Genomic DNA, 15,509 nt, shown 5'->3' on the forward strand with positions numbered 1-15,509 from the left:
GCAATACGGTCTTTTTATGGAGGAGAGTAAATGAATTTAAATCAATTAGATATTATCGTTTCAGATGTTCCCCAAGTCTGTGCTGACTTGGAGCGTATTTTGGATAAAAAGCCCGATTATGTTGATGACAGTTTTGCTCAGTTTACGATTGGCAGTCACTGTCTGATGTTGTCCCAAAATCATTTGATTCCTTTGGAAGATTTTCAGTCAGGAATCATTCTTCATATCGAGGTTGAGGATGTAGACCAGAATTACCAACGGTTGAAAGAACTTGGTATCCAGGTTTTAAACGGACCAACTGTAACCGATTGGGGAACAGAGTCCTTATTAGTTAAAGGGCCTGCTGGTCTAGTGATTGATTTTTATCGTATGAAGTAGGTAATTCTATTATCAAATTTTTTATCTAAACATTCTTGGAGTGAAACTTAAAAAGATCGGAGCAATTCGATCTTTTTTGTATTTATGCGACTTTCAGTCCGTCTCGCTCCGTTAGGTGCGAGACAAAAAACCACCCGTTTTCACGGGTGGTTATGATTTCTACACTTATTGTTTGGCTTCCTGTTTTAATTGTTGCACCTGTTCCTCGTACTGGACAAGCTCCCTGTCTTTTATATTGATAGTCGCTTCTGCTTCAGCAATGCGGCTTCTCAGATCTTGAGTCTTGTTATGGTGATAGCTAATACCAATAGCACTACCAGCAATGATCCCGATTACTAGACAAGTAAAAATCACCAAAATCAAGGGAGCAGATAGTTGTGTAAAGACAAGACTGACAGTTACTGTTTGACGATTGAGTAGACCAAATGAGATCACAATGACTAATAAGCTCAAACCGCCAATTAGATAAGCCTTATCTTTCAGTGACAATTCATTAAATTTTTTTAGCATAAGTTCCTTTTCTCCTGACTATGTTGATAGAAAACTACACACCATTTAGGTATTAACAAAATTCATTTTACTAGAAAATTTCGATACTGTCAATAATTTCTAACGGCTTATTTACCATCAATCAATCGATTCATTGAAAAGGAGTATTCATTTTCTAATATTTGATTGAGTAAACAGAACGGAGCAATTCGGTCTTTTTTCTGTTCCCTCTTTCTTATAACAAGATTGTGATAGTTTATATCTTTATAACAAAAGTTTTAAAGACTTGATTGTTTTGAAAAAAGATTATAAAATATGATTCATAAAAATGAAAGAGGTTTTGAAAATGTCTGAAAAACAAATGAAAGTTTTGGGTTGGGTAGCGACCTTCATGTCTGTTATGATGTACGTCTCTTACTTCCCGCAAATTATGAACAACCTGGCTGGTCAAAAAGGGAACTTTATCCAGCCCTTGGTTGCAGCCATCAACTGTAGTCTCTGGGTTTACTACGGTCTTTTCAAGAAAGAAAGAGATATTCCCCTTGCGGCTGCTAATGCGCCAGGTATCATTTTTGGTCTGGTAACGGCTATCACAGCTTTGATTTAAAAAGAAGACTGGTTTCAGTCTTTTTTGTACATAAAAATAGATTCTCAAGTAAAGAAAGTCTAATGAGAGTTGAGGAGAATAGCCGTTGACAGCGAGCTTTCTGATTGCTGCTTTAGGGGTTCCTCCATCAAGTAAGAGATTGTTTCGTTACTATTTTTACAAAATCTTCTCCCTACTTTATAAAATAGAAAAAAGAGTTCAATTCGAACTCTTTTTTTGCTATAATGAGGGGAGAAAAATCAGACAGGAGATCGACATGTCAGAACCATTATTTTTACAATCAGTTATGCAAGAAAAAATCTGGGGTGGGACCAAGCTACGTGATGAGTTTGGTTACGACATTCCAAGTGAAAAAATCGGGGAATACTGGGCTATCTCAGCCCACCCAAATGGAGTTTCTAAGGTAGCCAATGGACGCTACGAGGGAACAGACCTTGCTACTTTGTATGCGGAACACCGTGAGTTGTTTGGCAACCGTCCAGAACCAGTATTTCCTCTCTTAACTAAAATTCTCGATGCCAACGACTGGCTTAGCGTCCAAGTTCACCCAGACGATGCCTATGGACTAGAACACGAAGGCGAACTTGGAAAAACAGAATGCTGGTATATCATCGCAGCGGATGAGGGATCAGAGATTATCTATGGTCACAATGCCAAGTCAAAAGAAGAACTCCGCCAGCAAATTGAGGACAAGAACTGGGATGCCTTACTGACAAAAGTGCCAGTCAAGGCTGGAGATTTCTTCTATGTGCCAAGTGGTACCATGCACGCTATCGGTGCAGGTATCTTGATTCTTGAAACCCAGCAGTCTAGTGACACTACCTACCGTGTCTATGACTTTGACCGCAAGGATGACAAGGGCAACTTGCGTGAACTTCATCTTGAAAAATCTATTGATGTTTTAAACATTGGAGAGCCTGCCAATAGCCGTCCTGTAACTATCAAAGCTGATGATTTACGTTCCACTCTACTTGTATCCAATGAATTCTTTGCCGTTTACAAGTGGGAAGTTACTGGAAAAGTTGATTTTGAAAAGACAGCTGACTACAGCCTGTTCAGCGTCTTGGCTGGTCAAGGTCAGCTTACTGTTGACGGGAAAAATTATCCAATCCAAAAAGGTAGCCACTTTATCCTACCAAGCGATGTTGAAGCTTGGACCTTGGAAGGGCAAGGTTTGGAATTGATTGTTAGTCATCCATAAAAAAAAGAAAGGGCCTGAGTTCACTACTCAAGTCCTTTTTGATTACATAAATTGGGCGATAAAAACCACAATGATGATGATTGGAATGATAAAACGAAGAAGGAAGAGCCAGACTTGGAAAAGTCCTTGTTTCCAGGCTCTTTCATCAAGATGCAGTTCCTCCATGGCAAGGGCCTTTTTAAAGATATAGCCAGTAAAAAGTGACAGGCAGAGGGCTCCAAATGGCATGAGGAGATTGGAAACCAAGAAATCCATAGCATCAAAGAAAGTCTTACCAAAGATGTGAACTTCCGCCATGACACCGTAAGATAGGGCTGAAGGAATTCCAAAAATAAAGGTCAAAATCCCTAAAATGGTACTCCATTTAGCCCGCTTGCTGTTGTCCTGATTGGTGATATTGCCCACATTGATTTCCAGCATGACGACTGAAGAAGTGACCGTCGCAAATAGGAAGAGCAAGAGGAAAAGGATGTAAAAAATGGTTCCAAAAGGCATCTTGTCAAAGAGTTGTGGCAAAACGATAAAGAGCAGGCTTGGTCCCCCTTCAGACTGGATATTGAAGGCTGACATGGCTGGGAAAATGGCTAGACCTGCCATGATGGATACCGAGATGTTCATGGCTACGATGGAAATCCCTGACTGGACCAGATTGGTTTTCTTATCCAAGTAGGATGCATAGGTCAGCATGGCTGTGACCCCTAATGAAAGGGCAAAGAAAGATTGTCCTAGAGCATAAAGGAAACCAGCACTAGTTAGTTTTGAGAAGTCTGGTTTGAGGAAGTAGAGAACGCCTTCCATGGCATTTGGCAAGCTGAGAGAGCGCCCAATAATCACGACAAAGATGATAAAGAGCAGGGGCATCATGACTTTTGAAGCTCTTTCGATTCCTTTTTGAACCCCACGTGATACAATAAAGATATTCAATAAGATAAAGACAGCTTGAGCTCCTAGGGCAATGGCTGGGTTTGAAATGATTGAAGTAAATAACTGAGCGTAATCACCCGTTCCGCTGAGTTGGAACAATTTTCCAAACTCAATGCCTAGATAGACTAAAATCCATCCTCCAATGACACTGTAAAAGGAGAGGAGGATAAAGAGGGCAAAGGCACCAATCCAACCGATAAAATTGTATTTGCTATTCTTGCCCAGTTTTCCAAAGGTTTTGATAGCAGAAACACCAGCACTACGGCCAAGGGCAAACTCAGCAAGCAGGAGCGGGAAACCAATTAAAATAGTGGAAATGAGAAAGACCAGTAAAAAGCCTCCACCGCCATTAGCAGCAGTCATGTAGGGAAACTTCCAAACGGCTCCAAGTCCGATGGCTGAGCCAGCAGATGCTAGAATAAAGCCAAGCTTCGAGCCCCATTGCGATTTTTCTGACATAGTTGAAACTCCAATCTCGTTTTTTAAAATAAGAAAAGGCTACTTGAGTTGTCAAATAGCCTTCTCTCAATGGCTCTTTATGAGCCTTCTGTTTGATTGATAGACTTGACTATCCTATCATGTTTTCAAAGGTCTGTCAAGAAATCCATTTTCAAGTTTTCACACCTTTCTCAAAAAGTTAAAAATTTTTCTCAAAAACGCTTGACTCTGACCTAAGGGGAGGGGTTATACTATCATTGTAAGGAGGAAATCATGTACCATATAAAAGAAGCTGCGCAGCTTTCAGGTGTCTCTGTCAAGACCCTGCACCACTACGATAAGATAGGAATTTTGGTTCCTTTAAAGTCGGAAAACGGCTATCGAACCTACAGTCAGGAGGATTTGGAACGCCTTCAGGTTATTCTGTATTACAAATATCTAGGCTTTTCTTTAGAAAAAATAGCAGAGCTATTAAAGGAAGATAGATCAGATTTGTTGCCTCACTTGACTAGACAGTTGGACTATTTGACTCGAGAAAGGCAACATCTGGATACCTTGATTTCCACCTTGCAAAAAACCATTCAAGAACAAAAAGGAGAAAGAAAAATGACTATTGAGGAAAAATTTACTGGATTTAGCTATCAAGACAATCAAAAATACCACCAAGAAGCGGTAGAGAAGTATGGACAGGAAGTCATGGGCCAAGCGCTTGAACGCCAAAAAGGTCGCGAAGAAGAGGCCACAGCCGCCTTCAACCAAGTTTTTCAAGCCTTGGCACAAAACCTTCAAGCTGGTCTGCCTTCAACAGCGGTCGAAAACCAAGAAGAAGCAGCCAAACTCTTGCAAGCCATTCGTACTTATGGATTTGACTGCTCTATTGAGGTATTCGGTCATATCGGTAAAGGTTACGTCTACAACCCAGAGTTTAAGGAAAACATTGACAAGTTTGGACCTGGAACTGCCCAGTACACATCAGATGCCATTGCTGCTTACGTTCAGACACAGACAAAATAAAAATCAGCGGAGTTACCTCTGCTGATTTTTTCTGGTTTCAAGTACTATTTGGTTAATAGTTTTTCAACTACGTTTAACTTTCGCATGGTCAGATCCACACCAAACAATTTTTCAAGATAGTTTGTATTAAGCTTTTTTTGTTTTGCAGTTCTAGGGAGATAGAGGTAGAGACAGTGATCGCCTATATAGATTTCTTCCTCGCCATAGTCAACTTTCAAATTTTCTAGTGGCAGACTTTGGATAAGTCCTTGATAAAGAATTACATGCACACGATCATGAAGATAGTCTTCTTTAAATGGATTCTTATGAACAATCTTTTCAAAATCGTTCTTATTCTTGATAACCATTTTTAAGTCGGCCCCAATTTTTTCCTTTATCAGAATATGAACGCGTTTTCGTATTTCTTCTAGATCTAAGTCGCTTTCAAGAATGATATTCCCGCTTTGAAGATAGGTTCGAACGTGTTGAAAACCAGCTTCTGTCAAAATATCTACCAAATAAGACATTTTCGGGATAGCATTTTTTCCATTAGGAGTAACACCTCTTAGTAAAATAATATGTTCCAAAGGACTTCCTTTCTTATTTGGTATTTATTGGATTGGAGCCTGCCACCCAGCCGGTACAGAGGGCAGAAGTGATGTTAAAGCCACCCGTGTGGGCATTGATATCCAGTACCTCGCCAGCAAAGTGGAGACCAGGTACCAGCTTACTTTCAAGGGTTTTAGGGTTGATTTCCTTAAGACTGACACCACCTTTGGTGACAAAGGACTTAGCCAATGACATTTTACCAGTGACAGGAATTTTGAGAGCCTTGATAGACTGGAGCAGTTGCTCGCGTTCTTTTTCAGTCAGCTGTTTAACTTTTTCAGGAAATCCTTGTACAAAAAACTCAGCCAAGCGTTCCGGAAGTAAAGTTTTCAAAGCATTTTTCAAGGATTTTTCTCGATTTTCTTCTAGAAATGTTACTAAGTCGTCCACTGAAAGTTGAGGCAAGACATCCAGTGAAAGGATTTCGCCACCCTTGACAAAGCTGGACATGCGTAGGGCAGCAGGACCGGATAGACCAAAGTGGGTAAAGAGCAAATCGTGGGTGATGACATGCTTGCCATAGCTAAAGGTCACATCATCTAGTGAAATCCCCTGAAGCGCTTTGTGTGGAAAATCAGTCAACAAAGGACTCTCAGCTGCTTCAAGCTCAGTAATGGTATGTTTAAAATGACGGGCAATCTCATGACCAAAACCAGTCGAACCAGTGGAAGGATAGGATTTTCCACCAGTTGTGACAATGAGTTTATCACAAGTGAAGCTTTGGTCTGCGGACTTGAGGACAAACTGGTCGTCTATCTTTTTAACAGAAACAATCTCTGTTTGAGTAGCAACTTGACCACCTAGTTCAGTGATTTTCTTTTCCAAGGCTTCGATAATAGTCCGAGACTTGTCACTAGCAGGAAAGACGCGTCCGTGGTCTTCGACCTTAAGTTTGACTCCATTTTCCGTAAAAAAATTGATGATATCGTGGTTATCGAACTGGGAGAAGACACTATATAGAAAGCGCCCATTTCCAGGGATGCCAGCTAATAGGTCATCTAAGCTTCCGTTATTAGTCACATTGCAACGACCACCGCCAGTTCCAGCTAATTTTTTCCCAAGTTTCCGATTTTTTTCGATGAGAAGAGTTTTCTGACCATAAAAGCTACTGGAAATTGTGGCCATCATGCCTGCAGGCCCACCACCGATAACAATAGTATCAAAATGTTTCATAGCTCTATTATACCACAAAAAACAAGAGATGCTTGGCATCTCTTGTTGCTCATAATCTTAGTTAATTTCATATCCCATCAACAAACCGCCATCTTCTGCATAGAAACTGCAGAGACCAGACGTCGGAATGATTTTGATATCCGCTTGTGGGAAGTTTTCCAGCAAGCGGTCTGACAATTGCTGACAGAATTTTTCATTGCTGCGATGAGCCATGACGATACGGCCACCAGCATAGCCAGCCTTGATGAGTTCTTCATAGGCTGCTTGAAGGGATTTTTTTGGTCCACGAGCCTTTTGGAGCAGTTCTAGGGTTCCAGTATTACTCGCCTCTCCGACCATACGGATGTTGAGAAGACCAACAACTGTACCGATAAGTTTGCTCAAACGACCATTTTTTACCAAGTTATCGACCTTAGCGAGGACAAAGAGCAACTTGGTTTTTTCTTGGTAGGCTGTGATAGCTTCAACAATCTCCTCATAAGAAAGTCCTTGATCAATCAAGCTATTGATTTTATCGACAATCAAGTCAACCTCACCACCTGCAGACAATGTATCGATCACATGAATCTGAGTGTCAGGATGTTCTTCAAGGTGGATATTCTTAGCGAGTTGTGCACTATTATGGCTACCTGAAAGAGTACCAGTGATAGTAACGACAAAGATATGCTTAGCACCTTCAAATGCACGCAAGTAATCATCAGGGCTAGGACAAGCTGATTTTGAAGCCTCAGAAGTCGCATACATTGTTTCCATCATGTGGTCAATGTTAAGATTGGCATCATCGATAAAGACCTGATCAGCTACTTGAATGGTTAAAGGAACACTAACAAATTCCGTATCAATAGCAGGAGTTGCCAGTTGACGATAATCACAACCAGAGTCAGCTACAATCTTCCAAGTCATAGAAATTCTCCATCTTTGTCACTTATACATTGACAAAGGTTCTGTCTTTTTTTACAATTATATCATGAAAGCCCTTGAAACAAAAGTACCACCTCTCTGTTGTCACAAGTAGAAAGAAATTGTTATGTCTGAACGTAAAATATCTGAAAAATCTCTTGAAAATCTCAGAAAATCAAATCAAGAATCCAATTTTTTAACCAGAGAAGCAATCGAGACGGCTCTTTTGCAACTTCTAGAGAAAAAAGACTTGGCCAAGATCAGTATTTCGGAGCTGGTCAAACGGGCGGGCGTCTCTCGTGCTGCCTTCTATCGTAACTATGACTCCAAAGAAGAGATTTTGGAAAGTGTTTTTAAACGCAGTGTCCATAATATTATGGAACAGTTGAGCCACTACGATGTCAAAACCGATCTTTATCTAGTCTGGGTACACCTTTTCCGCGCAGCCAAGAAAGAAGCCAAGGTTATTCAACTTGCTCTGGACTACCATTTGGAAAAGATTTTTGTCCAAGCCATGCAGGAATTTCTAGAAAAATATCACGGAAAATCAAAAGGCGTTAGTAGCTACCTTCATTCCTTTTGGAGTTCTGCCATCGTATCGGTTCTGCTCAAATGGATCAAGGATGGCATGAAGGTTCCAGCTGAAAAGATTGCAGATTTACGCTTGCCATTTTTCAAAAAATAGGGGATAAGGAGAAGACTTATGACAGAAAAAAGACTGGCTTGGGATGAGTACTTTGCAGCCCAGGCTTTACTGATTGCCAATCGTTCGACCTGCAAACGTGCCAAGGTGGGAGCTGTCTTAGTCAAAGACAATAAAGTCATTTCAACTGGCTATAATGGTTCCGTATCAGGAACGGAGCACTGTATTGACCACGAATGTCTGGTCATTGAAGGTCACTGTGTTCGAACCCTTCACGCCGAGGTTAATGCTATTCTCCAAGGGGCTGAGCGAGGGGTTCCCAGAGGATTTACAGCCTATGTGACCCATTTCCCTTGTCTGAACTGCACCAAACAACTGCTTCAAGTTGGTTGCAAGCGCGTGGTTTATATCAACCAGTACCGAATGGATGACTATGCCCAGTACCTTTATCAAGAAAAAGGCACCGAGTTAACCCATTTACCATTAGAGACTGTTCAGACAGCTCTTCAAGAGGCAGATTTGATTTAAAAATTAATAAAAATAAATGGTTTAGAAAGCTTTTTAAACCGTTTTTTGATATAATAAGAAGAATAAATTGAAAGAAGGAACTCAGAAAATGGGAAAAATTGAAGTCATTAATCATCCACTCATTCAACACAAATTGTCAATCTTGCGACGTACAGATACTTCTACAAAAGCTTTTCGTGAACTAGTAGATGAGATTGCAATGTTGATGGGATATGAAGTACTTCGTGATCTTCCACTTGAAGATGTTGAAATCGAAACACCTATCACAAAGACCGTTCAAAAACAATTGGCTGGTAAAAAATTGGCGATTGTCCCAATCTTGCGTGCAGGTATCGGGATGGTAGATGGCCTCTTGAGCTTGGTTCCAGCAGCCAAAGTTGGTCATATCGGTATGTACCGTGATGAAGAAACCCTTCAACCAGTTGAATACTTGGTGAAATTGCCTGAAGATATTGACCAACGTCAAATCTTTGTCGTGGATCCAATGTTGGCAACGGGTGGTTCAGCTATCTTGGCTGTTGACTCCCTTAAAAAACGTGGCGCATCAAATATCAAGTTTGTCTGCCTAGTATCTGCTCCAGAAGGAGTGAAAGCTCTTCAAGAAGCTCACCCAGATGTAGAAATTTTTACAGCAGCCTTGGATGAACGCTTGAACGAACACGGTTATATCGTTCCAGGTCTTGGAGATGCTGGAGACCGCTTGTTCGGTACCAAATAAGATAGCAAGTAAATACTGAAATTAGAAGTTCGTTTTTGACTTGAAAGGAGGTTGAGTTTTTGTTTCTGTTTAGAGAATAGAGCAAAAATTTGACCTTTTTTGACCAAAAAGATATAATAGTTTTGTATTGAGTCGTAAGACTAAGAAAAATCAACATAAAAGGAGAAATGAATGATTCCTGTAGTTATTGAACAAACAAGCCGTGGAGAACGTTCCTATGACATTTACTCTCGTCTTCTGAAAGACCGCATCATCATGCTAACAGGTCCAGTTGAAGACAACATGGCCAACTCCGTTATCGCACAATTACTTTTCTTGGATGCCCAAGACAGCACAAAAGATATTTACCTTTATGTCAACACACCTGGAGGATCTGTTTCAGCTGGTTTGGCAATCGTTGATACCATGAACTTTATCAAAGCGGATGTCCAAACAATCGTTATGGGAATGGCTGCATCCATGGGGACTGTCATCGCATCAAGTGGAGCAAAAGGCAAACGTTTCATGCTTCCAAATGCAGAGTACATGATTCACCAACCAATGGGTGGTACAGGTGGTGGTACCCAACAGACAGATATGGCAATCGCTGCAGAGCACTTGCTTAAAACTCGTAAGACTTTGGAGCAAATCCTTGCAGATAACTCTGGTAAATCAGTCGAGCAAATTCATGCAGATGCGGAACGTGATTACTGGATGAGTGCCCAAGAAACACTTGAATATGGCTTTATTGATGAAATCATGGCTAACAATTCTTTGAACTAATAATGCATGAAAGCAAACTCGACGGAGTTTGCTTTTTTTGGTATAATAGGGGAAGATTTCTTAGAAAGAGGATTCCTCATGTTTGAAAAAACAAATCGATCAGGATTAATCATCTATCTCTACTATAATCGAGATGCAAAAAAACTTCAGGAATACGGTGATATCTGTTACCATTCCAAAAAACATCGTTACTTGCAGCTCTATGTTCCAACTGAGGAGTTAGATGACTTAGTTGAGAGATTAGGTAAGGAAAGATATATCAAGAAAATTAGACGTTGCCATATTCAAGAGCTAGAAACTCCCTTCGTTGGGAATCTCTATCGGACTGAAGAAAACGTTATCATTTAAAAAGTTAAACAAATACATTGACAATTTTCTGATAATTCGGTATATTCTTAACATACAATTTTTGAAACAACTATAAGGAGATTAAAAATGAAGAAAAAATTTGCCCTATCTTTTGTGGCTCTTGCTAGTGTGGCTCTTCTTGCTGCCTGTGGAGAGGTCAAGTCAGGAGCGTCAAACACAACTGGAAATCCAGTAGACGAAAAAACAATTAAAATCGGTTTTAACTTTGAAGAGACAGGTGCTGTGGCAGCTTATGGTACAGCTGAACAAAAAGGTGCCCAACTTGCTGTAGACGAAATCAACGCTGCAGGTGGAATTGATGGAAAACAAATCGAAGTTGTAGACAAAGACAACAAGTCAGAAACTGCTGAAGCAGCTTCTGTTACAACAAACCTTGTTACCCAATCAAAAGTAGCAGCTATTGTAGGACCTGCGACATCTGGTGCAACTGCTGCAGCTGTAGCTAACGCTACAAAAGCTGGAGTGCCATTGATTTCACCAAGTGCTACTCAAGACGGTTTGACTAAAGGTCAAGATTACCTATTTATCGGAACATTCCAAGATAGCTTCCAAGGGAAGATTATTTCTAACTATGTAACAAACAAATTGAATGCTAAGAAGGTTGTTCTTTATACTGACAATGCTAGTGACTATGCAAAAGGTATTGCTAAATCTTTCCGCGAAGCCTACAAGGGTGAGATTGTAGCAGATGAAACATTCGTAGCAGGTGATACTGACTTCCAAGCAGCCCTTACTAAAATGAAAGACAAAGAGTTTGACGCTATCGTAGTTCCAGGTTACTACACAGAAGCTGGTAAAATTGTAAACCAAGCTCGTGGTATGGGAATTGATAAGCCAATCATTGGTGGTGATGGATTTAACGGTGAAGAATTTGTTCAACAAGCAACTGCTGAAAGAGCATCAAACATTTACTTCATCTCTGGATTCTCAACCACAGTTGATGTTTCTGCAAAAGCTAAAGCTTTCCTTGAAGCATACCGCGCTAAATACAACGAAGAGCCTTCAACATTCTCAGCTTTGGCCTATGACTCAGTTTACCTAGTAGCAAATGCTGCAAAAGGTGCTAAAAACTCAGGTGAAATCAAGGACAACCTTGCTAAAACCAAAGATTTTGATGGTGTAACTGGTCAAACAAGCTTTGATGCTGACCACAATACAGTGAAAACTGCTTACATGATGACCATGAACAATGGTAAAGTTGAAGAAGCAGAAGTTGTAAAACCATAACATTAGAATAGTACTTGAAATGGGGAATGAGACTTTGACTCACTCCCTGTTTCGGTGTTTATGAACTTGTGAAAATAATGAAATTTTCTAAAAAATAACGATAGAAAAGAGTGAATGCTATGCTCCAACAACTTGTGAATGGTCTAATTCTGGGTAGTGTTTATGCACTTTTGGCTCTGGGTTATACCATGGTTTATGGAATTATCAAACTCATCAACTTCGCCCATGGCGATATTTACATGATGGGTGCCTTTATTGGTTACTTTTTGATTAATTCTTTCCAAATGGATTTCTTTTTAGCTTTAATTATTTCAATGGCAGGGACCGCGTTACTTGGTGTTGTGATTGAGTTTCTTGCCTACCGTCCTTTGCGACATTCTACACGTATTGCTGTATTGATTACTGCCATCGGAGTGTCTTTCCTACTGGAATACGGAATGGTTTATTTAGTAGGTGCCAATACTCGTGCCTTCCCTCAAGCAATTGAAACAGTCCGCTTTGACTTGGGACCAATTAGCTTGACAAACGTTCAATTAATGATTTTAGCAGTTTCTGTACTCTTGATGGTTTTACTACAATTGATCGTCCAAAAAACAAAAATGGGGAAAGCCATGCGTGCGGTATCAGTTGATAGTGACGCAGCTCAATTGATGGGAATTAATGTAAATCGTACAATCAGTTTTACCTTTGCTTTGGGTTCAGCTCTTGCTGGTGCGGCAGGTGTCCTCATTGCCCTTTACTACAACTCTCTTGAACCTTTGATGGGTGTGACTCCAGGTCTAAAATCATTCGTTGCGGCCGTACTGGGTGGTATCGGGATTATTCCTGGTGCAGCTCTAGGGGGATTTGTGATTGGCTTGTTGGAAACTTTTGCAACTGCCTTTGGTATGTCTGATTTCCGTGATGCTATCGTGTATGGAATTTTGCTTTTGATTCTGATTGTTCGACCTGCGGGTATCCTTGGTAAGAATGTGAAAGAGAAGGTGTAAACAATGAAGACAAATCTTAAAGTAAATATTCTCTGGTTATTCCTTCTGTTAGCGGGTTATGGATTGATTAGCGTACTGGTTTCTGCTGGTGTTCTCAATCTATTCCATGTCCAAATTTTAGAACAAATTGGGATTAATATCATCCTTGCAGTAGGTTTGAACTTAATCGTTGGTTTTTCAGGACAATTCTCACTTGGTCATGCAGGTTTTATGGCAATTGGGGCTTATGCAGCAGCGATTATTGGTTCAAAATCACCAACCTATGGTGCCTTCTTTGGAGCAATGGCCTTGGGTGCCTTGATTTCTGGTGCAGTCGCTTTGCTCGTTGGGATTCCAACGCTTCGTTTGAAGGGTGACTACCTGGCTGTTGCGACACTAGGTGTTTCAGAAATCATTCGTATCTTTATCATTAATGGTGGCAGTTTGACCAACGGTGCTGCTGGTATCTTGGGTATTCCAAACTTTACCAACTGGCAAATGGTTTATCTTTTTGTAGTGATTACAACTATTGCAACCCTTAACTTCTTACGTAGTCCAATTGGACGCTCTACTCTATCTGTTCGTGAGGATGAGATTGCTGCAGAGTCCGTTGGGGTAAACACTACAAAGATCAAGATTATCGCTTTTGTCTTTGGAGCCATTACAGCAAGTATTGCTGGTTCACTTCAGGCTGGTTTTATCGGATCTGTTGTACCAAAAGACTACACCTTTATTAATTCCATCAACGTGTTGATTATCGTTGTATTTGGTGGACTTGGATCGATTACTGGTACCATCGTTTCAGCGATTGTTTTAGGAATTTTAAATATGCTCCTTCAAGATGTAGCTAGCGTGCGTATGATCATCTACGCTTTGGCACTTGTATTGGTCATGATTTTCAGACCAGGTGGACTTCTTGGGACATGGGAATTGAGTCTATCACGTTTCTTTAAAAAATCTAAGAAGGAGGGACAAAACTAATGGCATTACTTGAAGTTAAACAGTTAACCAAACATTTTGGCGGTCTAACAGCTGTTGGAGATGTCACTCTTGAATTGAACGAGGGAGAATTGGTTGGTCTGATTGGACCAAATGGTGCTGGTAAAACAACCCTTTTCAATCTCTTGACCGGTGTTTATGAACCAAGCGAAGGTACTGTGACACTAGATGGTCACCTCCTAAATGGGAAAACTCCCTATAAGATTGCTTCACTTGGTCTCAGTCGTACTTTCCAAAATATTCGTTTGTTCAAGGACTTGACAGTTTTGGAAAATGTTTTGATTGCATTTAGTAATCATCATAAACAACATGTCCTTGCGAGCTTCCTACGCCTACCAGCTTTTTATAAGAATGAGGAAGAATTAAAAAGCAAAGCTTTGGACTTGCTGAAGATTTTTGATTTGGATGGTGACGCAGATACCCTTGCTAAGAATTTGGCCTATGGCCAACAACGTCGATTAGAAATCGTTCGTGCTCTAGCAACTGAACCTAAAATCCTCTTTTTGGACGAACCTGCAGCTGGGATGAATCCTCAAGAAACAGCTGAATTGACAGAATTGATCCGTCGTATCAAAGATGAATTTAAAATTACCATCATGCTTATCGAACATGACATGAATTTGGTTATGGAAGTCACTGAGCGTATCTATGTTCTTGAATATGGTCGGTTGATTGCTCATGGGACTCCAGATGAGATCAAGAACAACAAACGCGTTATCGAAGCTTATCTAGGAGGTGAAGCCTAATGTCTATGTTAAAAGTTGAAAACCTCTCTGTGCATTACGGTATGATCCAAGCAGTTCGTGATGTAAGTTTCGAGGTTAATGAAGGTGAAGTTGTTTCCTTGATTGGTGCTAATGGTGCTGGTAAAACAACCATTCTTCGTACCCTTTCAGGTTTGGTTCGTCCAAGTGCTGGTAAAATTCAGTTTTTGGGAAAAGAGATTCAAAAGTTGCCTGCACAAAAAATCGTGGCAGGTGGTCTTTCACAAGTCCCTGAGGGACGCCATGTTTTCCCAGGTTTGACTGTTATGGAAAACTTGGAAATGGGAGCCTTTTTAAAGAAAAATCGTGAAGAAAATCAAGCCAACTTGAAAAAAGTCTTTTCACGTTTCCCTCGTTTGGAAGAACGTAAAAACCAAGATGCGGCAACTCTTTCAGGTGGTGAACAGCAGATGCTTGCTATGGGACGCGCTCTCATGTCTACACCTAAGCTCCTTCTCTTGGATGAGCCGTCAATGGGACTTGCCCCGATCTTTATCCAAGAAATTTTCGATATCATTCAAGATATTCAGAAGCAAGGAACAACGGTTCTCCTAATTGAACAGAACGCTAACAAGGCCCTTGCTATCTCTGACCGTGGCTATGTACTTGAAACAGGAAAGATCGTCCTATCAGGAACAGGAAAAGAACTCGCAGCATCAGATGAAGTCAGAAAAGCATATCTAGGTGGCTAAACTAGTCTGGGAGACTAGTTTAGGTTGTGGATGGAGATTGCGAACGCAATCTCTCTATAGTCCGGGGGACCTTTTTAGTTGGCGGATAGAGATTGCGTAGCAATCATCAGTTCCAGTGGATTGTTTT

19 protein-coding genes are annotated in these 15,509 nt (G+C 40.6%); 14 read left to right on the forward strand and 5 right to left on the reverse strand.

What is annotated here, in order from left to right; translation table 11 throughout:
• The first annotated feature begins 30 nt into the window (after positions 1-30).
• Positions 31-378, forward strand: a complete 348-nt coding sequence (locus tag O3652_RS00530) for a VOC family protein (RefSeq protein WP_001052638.1) — start codon at positions 31-33, stop codon at positions 376-378.
• A gap of 165 nt (positions 379-543) precedes the next feature.
• Here the strand turns inward: O3652_RS00530 and O3652_RS00535 are convergent, their stop codons facing one another.
• Complete coding sequence (locus O3652_RS00535) at positions 544-888, reverse strand: lipopolysaccharide assembly protein LapA domain-containing protein (RefSeq protein WP_000913393.1); 345 nt, start codon at positions 886-888, stop codon at positions 544-546.
• 325 nt (positions 889-1,213) lie between these two features.
• On the opposite strand from O3652_RS00535, the gene O3652_RS00540 reads away from it, so the two are divergent.
• Positions 1,214-1,474: a SemiSWEET family transporter gene (locus tag O3652_RS00540; RefSeq protein ID WP_001291475.1), complete on the forward strand. Its 261-nt coding sequence runs from the start codon at positions 1,214-1,216 to the stop codon at positions 1,472-1,474.
• 256 nt (positions 1,475-1,730) lie between these two features.
• Positions 1,731-2,675 (forward strand): mannose-6-phosphate isomerase, class I, encoded by a 945-nt coding sequence (gene manA / locus O3652_RS00545; protein WP_125413359.1) that lies wholly within the window; start codon positions 1,731-1,733, stop codon positions 2,673-2,675.
• Positions 2,676-2,717: 42 nt separating this feature from the next.
• On the opposite strand, the gene O3652_RS00550 is transcribed toward manA, so the two are convergent.
• Positions 2,718-4,058 carry a sodium-dependent transporter gene (locus O3652_RS00550; RefSeq protein WP_125413360.1) on the reverse strand — a complete coding sequence of 447 codons (1,341 nt, stop codon included), beginning with the start codon at positions 4,056-4,058 and terminating at the stop codon, positions 2,718-2,720.
• A 252-nt stretch (positions 4,059-4,310) separates the two neighbouring features.
• Between O3652_RS00550 and O3652_RS00555 the strand changes: the two genes are divergently transcribed.
• Positions 4,311-5,051, forward strand: a complete 741-nt coding sequence (locus tag O3652_RS00555; protein ID WP_125413361.1) for a MerR family transcriptional regulator — start codon at positions 4,311-4,313, stop codon at positions 5,049-5,051.
• A 44-nt stretch (positions 5,052-5,095) separates the two neighbouring features.
• Here O3652_RS00555 and O3652_RS00560 read toward each other — a convergent pair whose 3' ends face one another.
• The 3 genes from O3652_RS00560 to O3652_RS00570 are packed head-to-tail and all read right to left on the reverse strand — an operon-like array spanning position 5,096 to position 7,715.
• On the reverse strand, positions 5,096-5,617 hold the full coding sequence (locus O3652_RS00560) for a DUF1697 domain-containing protein (protein ID WP_125413362.1): 522 nt from the start codon (positions 5,615-5,617) through the stop codon (positions 5,096-5,098).
• 13 nt (positions 5,618-5,630) lie between these two features.
• The gene (locus O3652_RS00565; RefSeq protein WP_125413363.1) at positions 5,631-6,812 is read right to left on the reverse strand and encodes an NAD(P)/FAD-dependent oxidoreductase; all 1,182 of its coding nucleotides are present in this window, start codon (positions 6,810-6,812) and stop codon (positions 5,631-5,633) included.
• A 57-nt stretch (positions 6,813-6,869) separates the two neighbouring features.
• Complete coding sequence (locus O3652_RS00570; RefSeq protein WP_125413364.1) at positions 6,870-7,715, reverse strand: DegV family protein; 846 nt, start codon at positions 7,713-7,715, stop codon at positions 6,870-6,872.
• A gap of 124 nt (positions 7,716-7,839) precedes the next feature.
• Between O3652_RS00570 and O3652_RS00575 the strand changes: the two genes are divergently transcribed.
• From O3652_RS00575 to O3652_RS00620, 10 genes are all read left to right on the forward strand, one after another.
• A complete protein-coding gene (locus O3652_RS00575; RefSeq protein ID WP_000003897.1) occupies positions 7,840-8,397 on the forward strand; it encodes a TetR/AcrR family transcriptional regulator in 558 nt (185 codons plus the stop codon).
• Positions 8,398-8,415: 18 nt separating this feature from the next.
• Complete coding sequence (locus O3652_RS00580) at positions 8,416-8,883, forward strand: cytidine/deoxycytidylate deaminase family protein (RefSeq protein ID WP_000136994.1); 468 nt, start codon at positions 8,416-8,418, stop codon at positions 8,881-8,883.
• A gap of 88 nt (positions 8,884-8,971) precedes the next feature.
• Positions 8,972-9,601, forward strand: a complete 630-nt coding sequence (gene upp / locus O3652_RS00585) for a uracil phosphoribosyltransferase (protein ID WP_000515974.1) — start codon at positions 8,972-8,974, stop codon at positions 9,599-9,601.
• Positions 9,602-9,772: 171 nt separating this feature from the next.
• Positions 9,773-10,363: an ATP-dependent Clp protease proteolytic subunit ClpP gene (gene clpP / locus O3652_RS00590; RefSeq protein ID WP_000613466.1), complete on the forward strand. Its 591-nt coding sequence runs from the start codon at positions 9,773-9,775 to the stop codon at positions 10,361-10,363.
• A 78-nt stretch (positions 10,364-10,441) separates the two neighbouring features.
• Positions 10,442-10,711 carry a YlbG family protein gene (locus O3652_RS00595; RefSeq protein ID WP_042902526.1) on the forward strand — a complete coding sequence of 90 codons (270 nt, stop codon included), beginning with the start codon at positions 10,442-10,444 and terminating at the stop codon, positions 10,709-10,711.
• An 87-nt stretch (positions 10,712-10,798) separates the two neighbouring features.
• On the forward strand, positions 10,799-11,959 hold the full coding sequence (locus tag O3652_RS00600; RefSeq protein WP_000726128.1) for an ABC transporter substrate-binding protein: 1,161 nt from the start codon (positions 10,799-10,801) through the stop codon (positions 11,957-11,959).
• A gap of 119 nt (positions 11,960-12,078) precedes the next feature.
• A complete protein-coding gene (locus tag O3652_RS00605) occupies positions 12,079-12,948 on the forward strand; it encodes a branched-chain amino acid ABC transporter permease (protein ID WP_000941413.1) in 870 nt (289 codons plus the stop codon).
• Between the two features lie 3 nt (positions 12,949-12,951).
• Positions 12,952-13,908, forward strand: coding sequence for a branched-chain amino acid ABC transporter permease (locus O3652_RS00610; protein ID WP_000856256.1), 957 nt, complete (start codon positions 12,952-12,954; stop codon positions 13,906-13,908).
• Positions 13,908-14,672, forward strand: a complete 765-nt coding sequence (locus tag O3652_RS00615; RefSeq protein WP_001186014.1) for an ABC transporter ATP-binding protein — start codon at positions 13,908-13,910, stop codon at positions 14,670-14,672. Before O3652_RS00610 ends, O3652_RS00615 begins: the two co-directional genes overlap by 1 nt.
• Entirely contained in the window at positions 14,672-15,382 is a 711-nt protein-coding gene (locus O3652_RS00620; protein ID WP_000062207.1) for an ABC transporter ATP-binding protein, read from the forward strand. The genes O3652_RS00615 and O3652_RS00620 overlap by 1 nt, the downstream gene beginning before the upstream one ends.
• Positions 15,383-15,509 lie beyond the last annotated feature (127 nt).

It is taken from the genome of Streptococcus sp. 27098_8_23 (genome assembly GCF_041432195.1).
GTDB lineage: Bacteria > Bacillota > Bacilli > Lactobacillales > Streptococcaceae > Streptococcus.

Excerpts from the sequence above, each read along its gene's own strand:
- O3652_RS00530 (WP_001052638.1), top strand. The coding sequence starts at position 31 with ATGAATTTAAATCAATTAGATATTATCGTTTCAGATGTTCCCCAAGTC.
- O3652_RS00535 (WP_000913393.1), bottom strand. The coding sequence starts at position 888 with ATGCTAAAAAAATTTAATGAATTGTCACTGAAAGATAAGGCTTATCTA.
- O3652_RS00540 (WP_001291475.1), top strand. The coding sequence starts at position 1,214 with ATGTCTGAAAAACAAATGAAAGTTTTGGGTTGGGTAGCGACCTTCATG.
- manA (WP_125413359.1), top strand. The coding sequence starts at position 1,731 with ATGTCAGAACCATTATTTTTACAATCAGTTATGCAAGAAAAAATCTGG.
- O3652_RS00550 (WP_125413360.1), bottom strand. The coding sequence starts at position 4,058 with ATGTCAGAAAAATCGCAATGGGGCTCGAAGCTTGGCTTTATTCTAGCA.
- O3652_RS00555 (WP_125413361.1), top strand. The coding sequence starts at position 4,311 with ATGTACCATATAAAAGAAGCTGCGCAGCTTTCAGGTGTCTCTGTCAAG.
- O3652_RS00565 (WP_125413363.1), bottom strand. The coding sequence starts at position 6,812 with ATGAAACATTTTGATACTATTGTTATCGGTGGTGGGCCTGCAGGCATG.
- O3652_RS00570 (WP_125413364.1), bottom strand. The coding sequence starts at position 7,715 with ATGACTTGGAAGATTGTAGCTGACTCTGGTTGTGATTATCGTCAACTG.
- O3652_RS00575 (WP_000003897.1), top strand. The coding sequence starts at position 7,840 with ATGTCTGAACGTAAAATATCTGAAAAATCTCTTGAAAATCTCAGAAAA.
- O3652_RS00580 (WP_000136994.1), top strand. The coding sequence starts at position 8,416 with ATGACAGAAAAAAGACTGGCTTGGGATGAGTACTTTGCAGCCCAGGCT.
- upp (WP_000515974.1), top strand. The coding sequence starts at position 8,972 with ATGGGAAAAATTGAAGTCATTAATCATCCACTCATTCAACACAAATTG.
- clpP (WP_000613466.1), top strand. The coding sequence starts at position 9,773 with ATGATTCCTGTAGTTATTGAACAAACAAGCCGTGGAGAACGTTCCTAT.
- O3652_RS00595 (WP_042902526.1), top strand. The coding sequence starts at position 10,442 with ATGTTTGAAAAAACAAATCGATCAGGATTAATCATCTATCTCTACTAT.
- O3652_RS00600 (WP_000726128.1), top strand. The coding sequence starts at position 10,799 with ATGAAGAAAAAATTTGCCCTATCTTTTGTGGCTCTTGCTAGTGTGGCT.
- O3652_RS00605 (WP_000941413.1), top strand. The coding sequence starts at position 12,079 with ATGCTCCAACAACTTGTGAATGGTCTAATTCTGGGTAGTGTTTATGCA.
- O3652_RS00610 (WP_000856256.1), top strand. The coding sequence starts at position 12,952 with ATGAAGACAAATCTTAAAGTAAATATTCTCTGGTTATTCCTTCTGTTA.
- O3652_RS00615 (WP_001186014.1), top strand. The coding sequence starts at position 13,908 with ATGGCATTACTTGAAGTTAAACAGTTAACCAAACATTTTGGCGGTCTA.
- O3652_RS00620 (WP_000062207.1), top strand. The coding sequence starts at position 14,672 with ATGTCTATGTTAAAAGTTGAAAACCTCTCTGTGCATTACGGTATGATC.